Consider the following 16,867-nt stretch of genomic DNA (forward strand, 5'->3'; position numbering starts at 1 on the left):
GACCCACAAGGGCCCACAAGGGCCCACGAGGTGCCATGGGAGCCCCCACGAGGGCCCTCGGGGTCAGCCGGCCTTGCGCAGCCCCTGGAAGACCAGCTCGACCACGGCGTCCGCCACTTCACGGTCGCCGAGCCCGCCGCCGTCCGGCCGGTACCACTCCACCAGCGAGTTGATCATCCCGAAGACGAGCCGCGTGGCGAGCCGCACCTCGATGTCACCGCGTACCTCCCCGTCGGCCGCGGCCGCCCTGAGGAGCTGGGCGACCTGGTGGTCGAACTCCCTGCGCCGCTCCATGGCCCACCGTTCGGTGTCGGTGTTGCCACGCACCCTCAACAGAAGTGTCACGTAGGGCAGTTCACCGGTGAGCACCTCGACCATGCGCCGCGTGACGTACTCCAGGCGCTCGATCGCGCGTCCCGCGCGCGCGGGCTGCTCGTCGAGGATCCCGAAGAGGCCGTCGAGCGCGCGGCTCACGGCGCGGCGCAGCAGTTCCTCCTTGCCCGTCACATGGTGGTAGATCGACGACTTCGAGATGCCGGCCGCCTTGGACAGGTGCTCCATGGACGTGCCGTCGTAGCCGCGCTCGTTGAAGACGGTGACCGCGACCGCGAGCAGGCTGTCCGGCGTGTAGGTGTCGCGGCGCGCACCCGTGTCCCGTCGTGCGGTGGTCATGCGGAGCCCTCCCGCTTCTTGGGGGTGTACGAGTTCCGGAAGAAGGCCAGGGACGGCGCGTGCCGCCCCGAGGGGTCGCGTTCGTGCAGTTCCTCGAGGAGCCCGCAGGCCCAGCCGCGGCCGAGCCTGCGACCCCACTCCAGGGGCCCCTGCGGGTAGTTGACGCCCAGACGCATCGCGGTGTCGATGTCGCCCTCGGTGGCCACTCCGCGCGCGAGGGCGTCGTGCGCCAGGTCGATGATCCGCGCCACGGTGCGGGCCACGATCATGCCGGGCACGTCGCCGATGACGCTGACCTCCTTGCCGAGCGCCTGGAAGAGGCCGACGGCCTCGCCGAGGGTGCGCGGGTTGCCTTCCTGGCAGGTGGCCAGGGCGATGCGGGTCGCCTTGCGGTAGTCGAAGGCGAGGTCGAAGTAGACGACGTCGCGGAACTCGATGGACGTCTGGCCGTCCGCCTGCACGAGCTGGCCGCCGCTGGGCAGCACGATGCGCGTGCCCTTGTCCTCGTCTTCCTGGACGACCTCGATGCCCGCCTCGCGCATCATCGGGATCAGCTCGCCCGCGGACTCCAGGTCACCCTCGACGCTCACGCGCGCGGGCGGCCCGGCGGGACCCGCGGTGTGCGGCTCGGGACGCTCGGCGTCGTCCCCGTACGCGTACCAGCCCTGCCCCGACTTGCGTCCCAGGCGACCGGCCTCCACCAAGCGGCGCTGGGCCAGCGAGGGCCGGAACTTCGCGTCCTGGAAGAAGCCCTCCCACACGGAGCGCGTCACTGCCTCGTTGACGTCCTGCCCGATGAGGTCGGTGAGCTCGAACGGACCCATCCTGAAGCCGCCGCTCTCGCGCAGCACGGCGTCGATGGTGGCGGGGTCGGCGCCCTGCTCCTCGTACACCGCGAACGCCTCCGCGTAGAAGGGCCGCGCGATCCGGTTGACCAGGAAACCGGGGGTGTCCGCACAGGCCACCGGGGTCTTGCCCCAGGCGCGGGCGGTCTCGTACGCGCGCGTGGCCTCGGTGACGTCGGTGGCGGCGCCGGAGACGACCTCCACCAGCGGCATCAGGGGCGCCGGGTTGAAGAAGTGCAGCCCCACGAAGCGGCCCGGGCTGCGCAGCGCGCCGCCGATCGCGGTGACGGACAGGGAGGAGGTGTTGGTCGCGAGCAGGCAGTCCTCCGCGACGACGTCCTCCAGCTCGCGGAACAGGTCCTGTTTGACGTCGAGCCGCTCCAGGACGGCCTCGACGACGAGCGTCGCGGGCGCCAACTCGCCGATGGTCTGCGCGGGTTCGAGCCGTGCGACCGCTGCCGCCCGCTCGGCGGCGTCCATGCGGCCCTTCTCGACGAGCCGGTCGAGGCGTGCGGCGATCGAATCGGCGGCGCTCCTCGCACGCCCCGGCACGGCGTCGTACAGCCGGACGGGATGCCCGGCGACGAGGGCGACCTGGGCGATGCCCTGCCCCATGGTGCCGGTGCCCACCACGCCGACGAGGCGGTCATGTGCTGTCATGCACGTGATCCTCCCGTACGCGGCTCCGCCCTGGGGTTCGGGGGCTCATTGGGTGCGCATCCGGACGGTTTTCCACAGCTTTTCCGCACCCCCTTGTCCCGACCGATCGTTCGGTTACTCTAACTCTGTTGGTTCGTCCCTGCCCAGCCCAGCCCTGCACCGACCTGTCCCGTCCCGTCCAGTCCCGCCAAGCTCGCCGGCTCGACGAGGAGCCGCAGCCCAGGAGGAGTTGGTCCCCCATGGCCGCCGCCGAACTCACCGCGCACGACCTGATCGCCAAGCACCGGCCTACGCTCGACCAGGCGCTGGAGACGATCCGTACGCGCGCGTACTGGTCCCCGCACCCGGAGCACCCCAAGGCGTACGGGGAGAACGGGAGCCTGAGCATGTCCGAGGGCAAGGCCGCCTTCGACGCCCTGCTCGGCACCCGCCTCGACCTCGGCCAGCCCGGCACGGACGAGTTCGTGGGCGGTGAAGTGTCGCCGTACGGGATCGAGTTGGGCGTCACGTACCCCCACACAGACGCCGACGTGCTGCTGCCGGCCATGCGCGCGGGCATGCGCGCGTGGCGCGAAGCGGGCGCCGAGGTGCGCGCGGTGACGTGCCTGGAGATCCTGGCCCGGATCAGCGCGCGGACGCACGAGTTCGCGCACGCGGTCATGCACACCAGCGGCCAGGCCTTCATGATGGCGTTCCAGGCGGGCGGCCCGCACGCGCAGGACCGCGGCCTGGAGGCGGTGGCGTACGCGTACGCGGAGCAGGTGCGGACCCCGGACGCCGCGGAGTGGTCCAAGCCCCAGGGCAAGCGCGATCCCCTGGTCCTGGCCAAGGAGTTCACACCGGTGGCGCGCGGCATCTCCCTGCTGGTCGGCTGCAACACGTTCCCTACGTGGAACGGGTATCCGGGTCTGTTCGCCTCCCTGGCCACCGGCAACCCGGTCCTGGTGAAGCCGCACCCGCGCGCGGTGCTGCCCCTCGCGCTCACCGTGCAGGTGGCCCGCGAGGTCCTCGCCGAGGCCGGCTTCGACCCGAACCTGGTGGCGCTGGCGGCCGAGCGGCCCGGAGAGGGCATCGCCAAGACCCTGGCCGTACGCCCCGAAATCAAGATCATCGACTACACGGGGTCCACGGCCTTCGGTGACTGGCTGGAGACGAACGCCCGGCAGGCGCAGGTCTACACGGAGAAGGCCGGCGTCAACACGGTGGTGATCGACTCGACCGACGACTACAAGGGCATGCTGGCGAACCTTGCGTTCTCGCTGTCCCTGTACAGCGGCCAGATGTGCACCACGCCGCAGAACCTCCTGGTGCCGCGCGAGGGCATCACCACGGACGAGGGCCCGAAGGCGTACGACGAGGTGGTGGCCGACCTCGCGAAGTCGGTCGGCGGCCTGCTCGGTGACGACGCCCGGGCGAACGGGCTGCTGGGCGCGCTGGTCAACCCGGACGTGAAGACCCGCCTCGACGCGGCCCCCGGCATCGGCGAAATCGCCCTGCCCTCAAGGGAGATCAACAACCCGGACTTCCCCGACGCCGTGGTCCGTACGCCGGTGATCGTGAAGCTGGACGGGGCGCGGAAGTTCTGGGAGGGGCCGGACGCGGAGACCGCCTACATGAGCGAGTGCTTCGGCCCGGTCTCCTTCGCGGTCTCCGTCGACTCGACCGGTGACGCGGTGGACCTCCTGCGCCGCACGGTGCGTGAGAAGGGCGCCATGACGGTCGGGGCGTACACCACCTCCGCAGAGGTCGCGCAGTCCGTCGAGGAGGTCTGCCTGGAGGAGTGCGCGCAGCTCTCGCTCAACCTGACGGGCGGGGTGTACGTGAACCAGACGGCGGCGTTCTCCGACTTCCACGGCTCGGGCGGCAACCCCGCGGCGAACGCGGCCCTGTGCGACAGCGCCTTCGTAGCGAACCGCTTCAGGGTGGTGGAGGTACGGCGCGAGGCAGCCGCCTAGGGCCTGATCCGAACGACAGGCGCTAAGGCGCGTTCGTGCTGTGCGCGCTCCAGTGGAAGAGCGTCATGCCGACGCTGGTGGCCAGGTTGTAGCTGGAGACCTGGGGCCGCATCGGCAGCGACACCAAGTGGTCGGCACGCGCGCGTAGTTCGGCGGAGAGGCCGCTGCGCTCGGACCCGAAGGCGAGCAGGGCGTCATCGGGCAGCTTCAGGCCGCGGATGTCCGCGCCCTCGGGGTCGAGCGCGTACAGCGGCCCGCTCGGCAGTTCACCGACGTCGAGCCGCTCCACGGCGGTCGCGAAGTGCAGCCCTGCCCCGCCCCGTACGACGGTGGGGTGCCAGGGGTCGAGGTCGCCTGTGGTGACGACGCCGGTGGCGTCGTAGCCGGCGGCGAGGCGGATCACGGCGCCCGCGTTGCCGAGGTTGCGCGGGTTGTCGAGCACGACGACGGGGCTGGTGCGGGCGGGCTGTCCAAGGGCGGCCAGGTTGTCGGCCCGCGCGGGCCGCCCGGCGAGGGCGGCGACCCCGGTGGGGTGCAGCCGCGGTACGAGCCCCCGCAGCACCTCGTCCGGAACCTCCACGAGGAGCCGCTCCAGGTCCCCCGCGACATCGGGGGCGAGCTCCTCGGCCAGGGCGAGCGCACCCGCCGGGTCGACGGCGAGCGCGACCGGGACGTCGGCGCCGAAGCGTACGGCGTGCTTGAGGGCGTGGAACCCGTCGATCAGCACCGCGGAGTCCGCGAGCCGCCGCCAGGCACGCACGGCTCCCTCAGAGCGCTCGTTCTGTGTGCCGCCCGCGCCGTCCGCCGTACTCGTCCCGTTCACGGCAGGAAGCCTACGTGCGCACGGCCGACTGCTCCGCCGCCACCGGTTCGTCCTCGGCCTCCGCGGGACGGTCGGGCGCGACCTCCGCTTTCGTAGAGGGGAAAACGCGACCACGCGCGCGTGCCGCCCAGCCGCCGACGCGTACCAAGAAGGACGTCGGCAGGAACACCGCGTCCGCGGCGATCATCGCGAGCGAGAAGAAAGGCAGTCCGAGCACGACGGCGATGACCGCGTGCTCCAGCATCATGAACACCAACAGGACGTTCTTGAGGCGCCGGTTGAAGACGGTGAACGGAAAGGCGACCTGGACGGCCACGGTCCCGTAGGTCACGAGCAGCACCATCGGTCCGAAGGTGGTCAGCAGCTCGCCCAGGGCGGGCCAGGGCGAGAAGTAGTCCAGGTGGAGCGGGTAGTAGACCGCGGTGCCGTCCTGCCATCGGCTGCCCTGGATCTTGTACCAGCCCGCCGTCGCGTAGATCAGACACGCCTCGACCATCACCACGAGCAGCCCGGCGTTGTGCATGAGGTTGGTGACGACGTCGCACAGGAGGCGGGAATCGCCCTGCGGATCGCGACGGTTCACGGACCACCACACCGCTTGGGCCGCCCACATTCCCCAGAAGAGCACCAGCCAGCCGCCGCCGACCTTCCCGGTGAACGTCATCGCGGCGAGCAGGAGCCCCATCACCCACCACAGCACGATGCCGAACCGGTCCTCGGCCCCGTGCCGCGCCCGGCGGGCGTCCAGCGACCAGACCTGCCCGCACCGCGTGAAGACGAGGTAGATCGACATGAGGTGGATGACGTTGTCGCCGCCGTCCCCCATGAAGACGCTGCGGTTCTGCAGGGACAGCACCCCGATCATGAAGATGACCGACATGGTGCGGGTGCGCCAGCCCACCATCAGGAGCGCGGACGACACCACCGCCACTATGTAGACCAGTTCGAACCAGCCCTGCCCGTCGGACCACATGAGCGCGGTGAACGCGTGGTTGTCCTCGGTGAGCTGCTGCGCCATGCCCCAGCTCCACGGACCGTCGGGGCCGTACATCTCCTGCCGGTGCGGGAACTCGCGCAGCAGGAAGAGCAACCAGGTCGCGGAGAACCCGATGCGGATCACGGCACTCTGATAGGGGCCGAGCGCGGACCCGGTGATCTTCTGGAGGCCGTCGCTCAGCCGCTGCTGCACGCGGCTCATGGGACCCGTGCTGTTCATGGGGCGCGTGTCGCTCATCGGTCACCACCCGCCGGGGCCTGGAGGCGCACGTGCCTGCCGCTGTCGAGCGGTGCGTCGCTCGAGGTGACCGTCCACCACGGCACCACCCGGTACGTCGGCTTCTGGTCCACCTTCTCGTCACTCCACTTCGGGGACTCGACCGCGGTCGTCATCGAGCGGATCTGCACGCGCTCGACCCGCTCTCCCTCGCCCGCGGCTCCGAGCCGGTCGAGGCGCAGCACGAGGATGCGGCGCAGGTACTGCTCGGACAGGGTGCCGCGCAGACCGTTCGGCCGGTTCTGCGCGTCGTGGGTGCCCGTGTAGACGTCCCAGGCGCGGCGCAGTTCGTTCTGCTGGGTGTGGCTGGGCAGCAGGTTCCCGTCGATGGCGGCGCCGTCCTGTGCGGACAGGTCGTACCAGCGGGTCGCGCGCAGTTCGCCGTCGGTCGTGCGCAGTTCGGCGCGAGCCTGCACCGCGATGTTCTGCTGCAGCGGGTTGGGCGCGAACAGCTTCCAGTTCTGCTCGAACTCCGGGTAGACCCACGCGCCGACGAGCGCCCCGTGCTGCTTGCTGATCGTGTTCGTCGGCGCGACGTGCAGGAACACCATCAGGATGTGCACGCAGGTGACGAGCGCGACACCGATGAGCGCGAGGACCGCGGTCAGCTGATGACCGGGGGAGAGCGCCGCGATCCCGCGCCGCTCGGGCGCCTCGGACCATCCCTCGCCCGACTCCGGCCCAGACGGTTCCGACGGCTCCGACGTCCCCGACGGCCCCGACGGCCCCGACGGCTCTGAAGATCCTGACAGTCCTGACACTCCCGACGGTTCGGGTACGCGGGGTCGCGGCGGAGCCGATGGCTCCTTCGTGAGCCGGGCGCCCTCGTCCGCGGCGCCTGCTTCTGTCTCCATCGGTGCTCCCCGATCCCGATCCGGTTCTGCCGGTCCCCGGCCCATCCGCCGATCGGCGCCCCGCGACGAACCGATCCCGAGCCGCCGCCCCACGAGGCGACGCACGCACCGGAACCGTACTGGGCAGCGCCCGCACGGCACAGACGTCCGAGGTTATCCACAGGCCGACCACACAGGGTTGACACCTTACGGCGCCGAGACCCACCATTGAATCCGACGAACCGAACGATCGGTCGGGAGCCGGTGAGGCCCTCGACCCGAGGTCGGGCACCCAAGGTCGAGGGGGACCGGGCATGGCGACAGCAACCCCGCAGCACCGCGCAGCCGAAGCGCGGGCGGACGGCACCGCCGAACTGGACGATGCCGCGTTCCAGGCCGTTTTCGACGCGGCGGTGGCGGCGGACGAGCGCATCGAGCCCCGCGACTGGATGCCCGACGCCTACCGCGCGACGCTCGTGCGCCAGATCGCCCAGCACGCCCACTCCGAGATCATCGGCATGCAGCCGGAGGCGAACTGGATCACGCGCGCCCCCTCACTGCGCCGCAAGGCGATCCTGATGGCGAAGGTCCAGGACGAGGCGGGGCACGGCCTCTACCTCTACAGCGCGGCGGAAACGCTCGGTACCGGCCGCGACGAGCTGCTCGACAAGCTGCACAGCGGTCGCCAGAAATACTCCTCGATCTTCAACTACCCGACGCTGACCTGGGCCGACGTCGGCGCGATCGGCTGGCTCGTGGACGGCGCGGCGATCACCAACCAGGTGCCGCTGTGCCGCTGCTCCTACGGTCCGTACGCGCGGGCGATGGTGCGGGTCTGCAAGGAGGAGTCCTTCCACCAGCGCCAGGGGTACGAGCTGCTGCTCGCGCTCAGCCGCGGCACCGAGGCCCAGCACGCGATGGCCCAGGACGCGGTGGACCGCTGGTGGTGGCCCTCCCTGATGATGTTCGGCCCGCCCGACGACGAGTCCGCGCACTCCGCGCAGTCCATGGAGTGGAAGATCAAGCGCCACTCGAACGACGAACTGCGCCAGCGCTTCGTGGACATCTGTGTCCCCCAGGCCGAGTCCCTCGGACTCACGCTCCCCGACCCCGAGCTGAGGTGGAACGAGGAGCGGGGTCAGCACGATTTCGGCGCCATCGACTGGTCGGAGTTCAAGGCGGTCCTGAAGGGCAACGGGCCGTGCAACGAACAGCGCATCACCCAGCGCAAGCGTGCCCACGACGAGGGCGCGTGGGTGCGCGAAGCCGCCGCAGCCCACGCGGCCAAGCACTCCGCAGGATCTACGCGAGAAGGCAGGGCGGCATGACCGAGACGCCGAACAGCGCATCCAGCGGCGCCGACTGGCCCCTGTGGGAGGTCTTCGTGCGCTCCCGCCGCGGCCTCTCCCACACGCACGCCGGCAGCCTGCACGCCCCGGACGCGGAGCTGGCACTGCGCAACGCGCGCGACCTCTACACCCGTCGCGGCGAGGGCGTCTCCCTGTGGGTCGTGCCGTCCGCGGCGATCACCGCCTCCTCGCCGGACGAGAAGGACCCGTTCTTCGAGCCCGCCGCCGACAAGCCCTACCGGCACCCGACGTTCTACGAGATCCCGGAAGGGGTGAAGCACCTGTGACGCAGCCTGATGTGACGCGGACTCGCACGCACGAGACGGCCGACACCGCATCCGCCGCCCTGGCCCTCGGCGACGACGCCCTGGTGCTCTCGCACCGTCTGGGGGAGTGGGCGGGCCACGCACCGGTCCTCGAAGAGGAGCTGGCCCTCGCGAACATCGCGCTCGACCTGCTCGGCCAGGCCCGCGTCCTGCTGAGCCTGGTGGGCGACGAGGACGAGCTGGCGTACCTGCGCGAGGAGCGCGCCTTTCGCAACGTGCAACTGGTCGAGCAGCCGAACGGGGACTTCGCCCACACCATCACCCGCCAGCTCTACTTCTCGACCTACCAGCAGCTCCTGTACGCCCAACTCGCCGAGAGCGACTCCGAGTTCGCCCCCCTGGCCGCCAAGGCGGTCAAGGAGGTCGCCTACCACCAGGACCACGCCCGGCAGTGGACGCTGCGCCTCGGTGACGGCACGGAGGAGAGCCACACACGCATGCAGCGCGCGGTCGACTCGCTGTGGCGGTACACCGGCGAGATGTTCCAGCCGGCCCCCGGTCTGGGGTTCAACCCGCAGAGCCTGCGCAACAGTTGGGCCTCGACCATCTCCGACACGTTGCAGGAGGCGACGCTGACCGTGCCCGAGGGCCCCCAGCTCGGCGCCTGGAGCGCAGGGGCCGGCCGGCAGGGCGTGCACACCGAGTCCTTCGGCCGGATGCTCGCCGAGATGCAGCATCTGCACCGCAGCCACCCGGGGGCGTCATGGTGACCACGGCGCGCGCCCACCAGGGTCGGCGAGCCGGGGCCCAGCAGGAGACCCCGCTCGAGGCCGAACTGCGCGGTATCGCCGGTTCCGTGCCTGACCCCGAGCTGCCCGTCCTGAACCTGGAGGAGCTGGGCGTGCTGCGCGCCGTGCACACGCACGGGCCCGGCCGCGTGGAGGTCGAGCTGAGTCCCACGTACACCGGGTGTCCCGCCATCGAGACGATGTCGGAGGACATCGAGCGGGTGCTGCACGAGCACGGGATCCCCGAGGTCACGGTCCGCCCGGTGCTCACCCCGGCCTGGTCGACGGACGACATCACGCCTGAAGGCCGCCGCAAGCTGCGGGAGTTCGGCATAGCGCCGCCGCGCACCACCCGGGCGCCGGCGGGCCCGATCACGATCCCCCTCGGCCCCACCCGGCACGCCGCCGCACCGGCCACCGCGGAGCCCGTCGCCTGCCCGCACTGCGGGTCGGCGGACACCGAACTGCTGAGCCGGTTCTCCTCCACCGCCTGCAAGGCGCTGCGCCGCTGCCTGTCCTGCCTCGAACCCTTCGACCACTTCAAGGAGTTGTGATGGCGCACGAAGGGGGACGGGCCCGCTTCCACCGGCTCCGCGTCGCGGCGGTCGACCGGCTCACCGACGACTCAGTGGCGCTGACCCTCGCCGTACCGCCCCCGCTGCGCGAGGCGTACCGCTTCACTCCGGGACAGCACCTCGCCCTGCGCCGCACCGTGGACGGAGCGGAGATCCGGCGCACGTACTCGATCTGCTCGACCGCCCCGGCGGACGAGGCACCGAGCAGCCTCCGGGTCGGCGTGCGCCTGGTCGACGACGGCGCCTTCTCCACGTACGCACACAAAGAGATCGCGGTCGATGACGAGCTGGAGGTGATGACCCCGGCCGGGCGCTTCACCCTCGACCCAACCCCCACCGCGGCTGGGACCGACACCGCCCCCGGCTCCGAGCCCGCTCCCGCCACCGGCCACTACGCCGCGGTCGTCGGCGGCAGTGGCATCACCCCGGTCCTGTCCATCGCCGGCACCCTCCTGGAGCGGGCGCCGCACGCGCGGTTCTGCCTGATACGCAGCGACCGCAGCACCGCGTCGACGATGTTCCTGGAGGAGGTCGCCGACCTGAAGGACCGGTACCCGGACCGGTTCCAGCTGGTCACCGTGCTGTCCCGGGAGGAACAACAGGCGGGCCTGGCGTCCGGCCGGCTCGACCAGGAGCGGCTCACCACACTGCTGCCCGCGCTGCTGCCGGTGGAGCGGGTGGCGGGCTGGTATCTGTGCGGACCGTACGGGCTCGTGCAGAGCGCGGAGCGGACGCTGCGCACACTCGGCGTACGGCGCGAGCGCGTCCACGAGGAGATATTCCACGTCGACGAGGGCCCGGCCCTGGACCGGCAGGCCGCACCGGCATCCGCACCGACACCCGCACCCCCGCACAGCACGGTGACCGCGCAGCTCGACGGCCGTTCGGGGGCCTGGCCGGTGCGGGACGGCGAGTCCCTCCTGGAGACCGTGCTGCGCAACCGACCGGACGCGCCGTACGCCTGCAAGGGGGGCGTGTGCGGGACCTGCCGCGCGTTCCTGGTCTCCGGGGAGGTCCGCATGGACCGGAACTTCGCGCTGGAGGCGGAGGAGACCGAGGCGGGTTACGTGCTGACCTGCCAGTCGCACCCGACCACGGAGAAGGTGGAACTGGACTTCGACCGCTGAGGCCGCTGAGCCCACCGAACGCACGGGGCCCGCTGTTCCCTTCTCGTAGAACCTGTTCTATCTTGACGCCCCGTCAGGTCGCGGACGCGGTGCGGCAGGGATGGCAGGAACGGGAGGCAGGGCCAGTGGACTTCACCTTCTCCGAGGAGCAACAGGCGGCCGTCGAGGCGGCGCAGGCGGTGTTCGGGCCGGTCGCGCCGGACGGCGTGCCCAGCCCCTCACTCACCTCGGGCGCGGTCGCCGAGGACTTCGACCGGGCGCTGTGGGCGAAGGCCGCCGACGCCGATCTGCTCAGCCTGCTGATCGGCCCCGAACACGGCGGAGCGGGCCTCGACGCCATCGCGCTCTGCCTGGTGCTGCGCGAATCGGCCAAGGTCCTCGCCCGGATCCCGCTCCTTGAACACAGCGCGGCCGCGACGGTCGTACAGGCCTGCGGCGGAGCGGAGTTGCGGCAGGAGATCCTCCCCCGCGCCGCGCGCGGCGAGCTCGTGCTGACCGTCGCCTCCGCGGGCCACACCGGGCACGACCCTGCCGAACTGGCCGTGACCGCACGCAAGGAGACCGCCGCGGGGCCGGACGCGGGACCGGACTCGGGACCGGACGCCTGGGTGCTCGACGGTGTGCAGACGGCCGTGCCCTGGGCCTTCGGCGCCGACCGGATCCTCGTCCCGGCCCACACCGGCGAGGGTGAGTCGGTGCTCGCGGTGCTCCCCGGGCCGTTCGCCGACGTACCGGGGCTCACGCTCGCCGAGCAGATATCGACGACCGGTGAGCGCCAGGCCGAGCTGCGCCTGGACGGCGTGCGCGTCGAGGGGCCGCACCTCATCGAGGACGCCACGGCCTGGTCCCGGCTGCACGATCTGCTCGCCACCGGCACCTGCGCGCTCGCGCTCGGCCTCGGTGAAGGCGTGCTCAAGATGACCAGCGACTACGCGGGCAAGCGCGAGCAGTTCGGTTACCCCATCGCCACGTTCCAGGCCGTGGCCGTGCAGGCCGCCGACCGCTATATCGACCTGCGTGCCATGGAGGCCACCCTGTGGCAGGCGGCCTGGCGCATCAGCAGCGGGGCGAGCGGCCCGCTACCGGTCGCGGGAGACGTGGCGGTCGCCAAGACCTGGGCGTCCGACGGCGTGCGACGCGTCGTGCAGACCGCGCAGCACCTGCACGGCGGCTTCGGCGCGGACACGGACTACCCGCTGCACCGCTATCACGCGTGGGCCAAGCACCTGGAGCTCTCGCTCGGTCCGGCCGCCGCCCACGAGGAGGCACTCGGCGACCTGCTGGCGGCGCATCCCCTCGGCTGAGCGGGCCCGTCCGAAGAGAAGCGGGCCCGTCCGAAGAGAAAGGTCTCAGGCCACGGCGCCCGGCTGCCCGTTGTCGTCCACGACGGCGCGGCCGGCCGCCTCCCAGGCCTGCATGCCCCCGTCGACGTTCACCGCGTCGACGCCCTGCTGCGCCAGGTACATCGTCACCTGGGCGGAGCGTCCGCCGGAGCGGCAGATGACGTTGACGCGGCCGTCCTGCGGCGCCGCCTCCGTCAACTCGCCGTAGCGGGCGACGAATTCGCTCATCGGAATGTGCAGCGCACCCGCCGCGTGACCCGCCTGCCACTCGTCGTCCTCACGGACGTCGAGGAGGAAGTCCTCTTCCTTGAGCTCGTCAACAGCGACCGTGGGCACACCAGAACCGAAAACCATGCCCCCGACGCTACCCTCTCGCGCCTCGGAGCTACCCTCTCGGGCCTCCGAGCTCAGGAGGCGGTCAGCCGCTCCAGCTCGGACTCCCGCTCGGCGACCTGTGCGAGGAGTTTCTCGCCGATCTCGTCGAGCAAGGTGTCCGGGTCGTCGGGAGCCATCCGCAGCATCGAGCCGATCGCGCTCTCCTCCAGCTCCTGCGCCACCGCCGTGAGCAGTTCCTTGCGCTGCGCCAGCCACTCGAGGCGGGCGTACAGCTCCTCGCTCTCGGTCGGCTGCTGCTCGGTCGGCTTGGGACCCGCCGCCCACTCCTCGGCCAGCTCGCGCAGCAACGCCGCGTCACCCCGGCCGTACGCCGCGTTCACCCGGGAGATGAACTCGTCGCGCCGCTCCCGCTCGCTGTCGTCCTGCGCCAGGTCCGGATGCGCCTTGCGGGCCAGCTCGCGGTAGAGCTTGCGCGCCTCCTCGCTGGGTCGCACCCGCTGCGGCGGCCGCACCGGCTGCTCGGTCAGCATCGCGGCGGCCTCGGGGAACAGTCCGTCCCCGTCCATCCACCCGTGGAACAGCTCCTCGACGCCGGGCATCGGCATCACCCGCGCCCGCGCCTCGTCGGCCTTGCGGCGGTCCTCCGCGTCACCGGTGCGGGCCGCCGTCGCCTCCGCGATCAGCGCCTCCAGCTCGTCGAGCCGTGTGTACATCGGTCCGAGCTTCTGATGGTGCAGGCGCGAGAAGTTCTCCACCTCGACCCGGAAGGTCTCCACGGCGATCTCGAACTCGATCAAGGCCTGCTCCGCGGCGCGCACGGCCCGCTCGAGGCGCGCCTCCGGCCGCTCCGCGCTCCGCTCTTGGGCCCGCTCGTTGAGGCGTTCCTTCAGGCGGTCCTTGAGGCGCTCCCGAGGTTGCTCCTCCGGCCGCCCTGCCGCATCGTCGGTCTCCGGGGTCGTCACACGACCAGCGTAGGGCACGGTGTTGACCGCACCCGAACGGCCGCGGTGGCCCTGCTCAACGCGAAGCCGCCCCCACGCGGCCACCCCGACACGGCCGCCCGCTCCTCAGACGCCCGCCTCCGCCGCCACCCGCCCCTCACGCACGGCCCGCACCAGCTCCCCGTGGTCGGCCTCGGTCCGGTCCGCGTAGGCGACGGCGAACGCGGCCACCGCCTCGTCCAGCTCCTCGTTCTTGCCGCAGTACCCGGCGACGAGCCGCGGGTCGGCGCTGTGCGCGTGGGCACGGGCGAGCAGGGCGCCGGTCATCCGGGCGTAGTCGTCGATCTGGTCGGCTGCGAGGGCGGCCGGGTCGACGCTGCCCTTGCGGTTCCTGAACTGCCGGACCTGGAACGGCCGTTCGTCGACCGTGGTCCACCCGAGCAGGATGTCGCTGACGACCTGCATCCGCTTCTGCCCGAGCACCACCCGCCGGCCCTCGTGCTCGACGGGCTCCGCCGCGAACCCCGCCGTCGGCAGGTGGGGGAGCAGCGCCGAGGGCCGCGCCTCCTTCACCTGCAGCACGAGCGGCTCGCCCCGGTGGTCGAGGAGCAGCACCACGTAGGAGCGGGTGCCGACGCTGCCGGTGCCGACGACGCGGAAGGCCACGTCGTGGATCGCGTACCGCCCGAGCAGCGGCAGCCGGTCCGCGGACAGGGTGTCCAGGTAGGGGCCGAGCGCGCTCGCGACGGCCGCGGCCTCCGCGTCGGGCACCGAGCGCAGCACCGGCGGCGCGTCCACGAACCGCCGTCCGCCGCCTTCCACCTCGACCGTGGACTTGGCCGCGAACCGTCCGCTGGTGTTCTTGCTGGCCTTCTCGGAGACCCGCTCCAGGGTGCCGAGCAGATCGCGGGCGTTCGCGTGGGAGACCAGTTCCTCGTCGGCGATCGCGTTCCACGCCTCCAGGACGGGGAGTTTCGCGAGCAGCCGCATGGTGCGCCGGTAGGCGCCGACGGCGTCGTGCGCCGCTTCCTCGCAGGTGTCCTCGTCGGCCCCCGCCTCCCGGCCGGCAAGCACGAGCGACGTGGCGAGCCGCTTCAGGTCCCATTCCCAGGGGCCGTGCACCGTCTCGTCGAAGTCGTTGAGGTCGATGACGAGGCCGCCGCGCGCGTCCGCGTACAGGCCGAAGTTGGCCGCGTGCGCGTCACCGCATATCTGGGCGCCGATGCCCGTCACCGGAGTGCGCGCGAGGTCGTACGCCATCAGGCCCGCTGAGCCGCGCAGGAACGCGAAGGGGGTGGCGGCCATCCGTCCGACGCGGATCGGCGTGAGCTCGGGGATCCTGCCGCGGTTGGACTCCTCGACGGCGGCCGGCCCGTCGGGCCGGTCCGGGTCCGCCGCGAAGTCGCGGTGCGCGCCCCTCGGCACCTGTTCCCGCAGCGCCTTGCCCGCCGCCTTGGGTGTGCCGCCCGAGCCTCCCGCGGCCTCCGCGAACCCCGGCACCCGAGGCAGCCGCCGCGCCCCTGCCTCCATGGACTCCCGCGCCCCGCCCTGCCGCGGCACCGCCACGTGATCCGATCCGCCCACGTCCGACCGCCTCCCCCATGCCGTGCCTCGTATGTGATCGGTCACGACCGTACCGCCGGTCCGGAAAACCCGTCAGGGCCTGTGGAAAACCCTCAGCACGTGCACAACTCGCTCACTCCACGAGCCCGTTGCTCCCGGAATCGGAACTCAGGCGGACGTCACTTCCGGAACTCCTCCGGGCACGTCCCGCCCTCGGCCCCCAGATACGTCCCGGCCCAGTCCCCCAGCTCCCGCAGCGCGGGCTGCAACGCGGCGCCCGCCGCCGAGAGCCGGTACGAGACGCGCAGCGGCGGCCCTTCATCGACCTGCCGCACGACGAGGCCGGCCGCGCCGAGCTCGGTCAGCCGGTCGGAGAGCATCCGCTCGCTGATGCCCGGAATGGCCCTGCGCAGGTCCGCGAAGTGCCGGGGACCGCCCATCAGGACGGACACGATCAGCCCCGTCCAACGCTTGCCCAGCAGTCCGAAGACGCGCGTCATTGCGATGTCGACCGTCGAACACCTTTGGGGTTCGTGGGTCACGGCGCCGCCCGCGCACGCCTCACTCATGTCTTCCCCGCTGCCCACCATGCCTCCAGGGTACTGCGTTCTCGTATGGGGATGAAAAAAAGTAAGTCCCTGTGCTATTAATAGTTACATACTCAATTACGGCGTCCTCAACCCTCGGGGGCGCCCTCAACCCTCACGGGAGAGAACCATGGCCACCCTGCTCCACATCGACTCCTCCGTCTTCGACGGCCAGGCCTCCGCGTCCCGTGCCGTCACGGACGCCTTCCGCAAGGCCTGGCAGGAGCAGCACCCGGAGGGCACCGTCGTCTACCGCGACCTGGCCGCGAACCCGGTGCCGCACATCACCGCCGACGCCCACGTGGCCGGCTTCGTCCCCGCCGACGCGCACACGCCGGAGCAGGCCGCCGCCTTCGCCGAGCGCGTCAAGCTCATCGAGGAGCTGGAGCAGGCGGACGCCATTCTGATCGGCGCCCCGATGTACAACTTCTCGATCCCCTCCACGCTGAAGGCGTGGCTGGACAACGTGATCCTCATGGGCCGCACCTCCGGCCCCGAGACCCAGTCCGCCAAGGGCACCCCGGTCACCGTCGTCGCCAGCCGCGGCGGCTCCTACGCGCCGGGCACCCCGCGCGAGGGCTTCGAGTACGTGCAGAACTTCCTGGGCGCGGCCCTGCGCGACGGCCTCGGCCTCGACCTGGACTTCATCGTCCCGGAGCTGACGATGGCCCCGCAGAACCCGGCGATGGCCGAGCTCGTCCCGCTCTACGAGGCCTCCCGCGCCAAGGCCCTCACGGACGCCGAGGAGAAGGGCAAGGCGCTCGCCTCCCGCTTCGCCGCCTGAGCACGCGCGCGTAGCCACGCGCTGCAGCGTCCGACCACGCGCGCGTAGTGACGTGTAACGCGTGACGTGACATAACCCACAGGGCCCCACGACCGACCGGTTCGTGGGGCCCTGTGGGCATGCTCACCCGCCTCGGGCGGGCAACGC

General features: G+C 71.6%; 17 protein-coding genes. 8 read left to right on the forward strand and 9 right to left on the reverse strand.

Features of this window, described 5'->3' with window-relative positions:
- Nucleotides 1-63: 63 nt before the first annotated feature.
- Nucleotides 64-672: a TetR/AcrR family transcriptional regulator gene (locus tag ACIRHA_RS19485; RefSeq protein WP_403847072.1), complete on the reverse strand. Its 609-nt coding sequence runs from the start codon at nt 670-672 to the stop codon at nt 64-66.
- Nucleotides 669-2,177: a 3-hydroxyacyl-CoA dehydrogenase gene (locus ACIRHA_RS19490; RefSeq protein ID WP_403847075.1), complete on the reverse strand. Its 1,509-nt coding sequence runs from the start codon at nt 2,175-2,177 to the stop codon at nt 669-671. Before ACIRHA_RS19490 ends, ACIRHA_RS19485 begins: the two co-directional genes overlap by 4 nt.
- Before the next feature lie 239 nt (nt 2,178-2,416).
- Between ACIRHA_RS19490 and paaN the strand changes: the two genes are divergently transcribed.
- Nucleotides 2,417-4,132 (forward strand): phenylacetic acid degradation protein PaaN, encoded by a 1,716-nt coding sequence (gene paaN, locus ACIRHA_RS19495; protein WP_403847078.1) that lies wholly within the window; start codon nt 2,417-2,419, stop codon nt 4,130-4,132.
- 22 nt (nt 4,133-4,154) lie between these two features.
- Here the strand turns inward: paaN and ACIRHA_RS19500 are convergent, their stop codons facing one another.
- From ACIRHA_RS19500 to ACIRHA_RS19510, 3 genes are read right to left on the reverse strand one after another with little or no spacing between them, the layout of a single operon-like run.
- On the reverse strand, nt 4,155-4,955 hold the full coding sequence (locus ACIRHA_RS19500; protein ID WP_403847080.1) for a TrmH family RNA methyltransferase: 801 nt from the start codon (nt 4,953-4,955) through the stop codon (nt 4,155-4,157).
- A gap of 10 nt (nt 4,956-4,965) precedes the next feature.
- Nucleotides 4,966-6,189, reverse strand: a complete 1,224-nt coding sequence (locus ACIRHA_RS19505; RefSeq protein ID WP_403847082.1) for an HTTM domain-containing protein — start codon at nt 6,187-6,189, stop codon at nt 4,966-4,968.
- Complete coding sequence (locus ACIRHA_RS19510) at nt 6,186-7,082, reverse strand: DUF5819 family protein (RefSeq protein WP_403847084.1); 897 nt, start codon at nt 7,080-7,082, stop codon at nt 6,186-6,188. The genes ACIRHA_RS19505 and ACIRHA_RS19510 overlap by 4 nt, the downstream gene beginning before the upstream one ends.
- A gap of 293 nt (nt 7,083-7,375) precedes the next feature.
- Here ACIRHA_RS19510 and paaA point away from each other — a divergent pair, with 293 nt between their 5' ends.
- The 6 genes from paaA to ACIRHA_RS19540 all read left to right on the forward strand — a co-directional run bounded on the left by paaA (nt 7,376) and on the right by ACIRHA_RS19540 (nt 12,470).
- Complete coding sequence (gene paaA / locus ACIRHA_RS19515; protein ID WP_403847086.1) at nt 7,376-8,389, forward strand: 1,2-phenylacetyl-CoA epoxidase subunit PaaA; 1,014 nt, start codon at nt 7,376-7,378, stop codon at nt 8,387-8,389.
- Nucleotides 8,386-8,697, forward strand: coding sequence for a 1,2-phenylacetyl-CoA epoxidase subunit PaaB (gene paaB / locus ACIRHA_RS19520; protein WP_403847089.1), 312 nt, complete (start codon nt 8,386-8,388; stop codon nt 8,695-8,697). The genes paaA and paaB overlap by 4 nt, the downstream gene beginning before the upstream one ends.
- Nucleotides 8,694-9,446, forward strand: a complete 753-nt coding sequence (paaC, locus tag ACIRHA_RS19525; RefSeq protein WP_403847092.1) for a 1,2-phenylacetyl-CoA epoxidase subunit PaaC — start codon at nt 8,694-8,696, stop codon at nt 9,444-9,446. The genes paaB and paaC overlap by 4 nt, the downstream gene beginning before the upstream one ends.
- Entirely contained in the window at nt 9,440-10,018 is a 579-nt protein-coding gene (paaD, locus tag ACIRHA_RS19530; protein WP_403847096.1) for a 1,2-phenylacetyl-CoA epoxidase subunit PaaD, read from the forward strand. Before paaC ends, paaD begins: the two co-directional genes overlap by 7 nt.
- Nucleotides 10,018-11,166 carry a 1,2-phenylacetyl-CoA epoxidase subunit PaaE gene (gene paaE / locus ACIRHA_RS19535; protein WP_403847099.1) on the forward strand — a complete coding sequence of 383 codons (1,149 nt, stop codon included), beginning with the start codon at nt 10,018-10,020 and terminating at the stop codon, nt 11,164-11,166. Before paaD ends, paaE begins: the two co-directional genes overlap by 1 nt.
- Nucleotides 11,167-11,291: 125 nt before the next feature.
- A complete protein-coding gene (locus ACIRHA_RS19540) occupies nt 11,292-12,470 on the forward strand; it encodes an acyl-CoA dehydrogenase family protein (RefSeq protein WP_403847676.1) in 1,179 nt (392 codons plus the stop codon).
- Nucleotides 12,471-12,515: 45 nt separating this feature from the next.
- Here the strand turns inward: ACIRHA_RS19540 and ACIRHA_RS19545 are convergent, their stop codons facing one another.
- The 4 genes from ACIRHA_RS19545 to ACIRHA_RS19560 all read right to left on the reverse strand — a co-directional run bounded on the left by ACIRHA_RS19545 (nt 12,516) and on the right by ACIRHA_RS19560 (nt 15,918).
- Nucleotides 12,516-12,845 carry a rhodanese-like domain-containing protein gene (locus ACIRHA_RS19545; protein ID WP_266718725.1) on the reverse strand — a complete coding sequence of 110 codons (330 nt, stop codon included), beginning with the start codon at nt 12,843-12,845 and terminating at the stop codon, nt 12,516-12,518.
- A gap of 71 nt (nt 12,846-12,916) precedes the next feature.
- Nucleotides 12,917-13,735, reverse strand: coding sequence for a J domain-containing protein (locus tag ACIRHA_RS19550; protein ID WP_403847679.1), 819 nt, complete (start codon nt 13,733-13,735; stop codon nt 12,917-12,919).
- 177 nt (nt 13,736-13,912) lie between these two features.
- The gene (locus ACIRHA_RS19555; RefSeq protein ID WP_403847682.1) at nt 13,913-15,316 is read right to left on the reverse strand and encodes a DUF2252 domain-containing protein; all 1,404 of its coding nucleotides are present in this window, start codon (nt 15,314-15,316) and stop codon (nt 13,913-13,915) included.
- Between the two features lie 212 nt (nt 15,317-15,528).
- A complete protein-coding gene (locus tag ACIRHA_RS19560; RefSeq protein WP_403847684.1) occupies nt 15,529-15,918 on the reverse strand; it encodes a winged helix-turn-helix transcriptional regulator in 390 nt (129 codons plus the stop codon).
- Between the two features lie 148 nt (nt 15,919-16,066).
- On the opposite strand from ACIRHA_RS19560, the gene ACIRHA_RS19565 reads away from it, so the two are divergent.
- On the forward strand, nt 16,067-16,720 hold the full coding sequence (locus ACIRHA_RS19565; RefSeq protein ID WP_403847101.1) for an FMN-dependent NADH-azoreductase: 654 nt from the start codon (nt 16,067-16,069) through the stop codon (nt 16,718-16,720).
- The last annotated feature ends 147 nt before the right edge of the window (nt 16,721-16,867 follow it).

The organism is Streptomyces sp. NPDC102360 (genome assembly GCF_044766085.1).
Classification (GTDB): domain Bacteria; phylum Actinomycetota; class Actinomycetes; order Streptomycetales; family Streptomycetaceae; genus Streptomyces.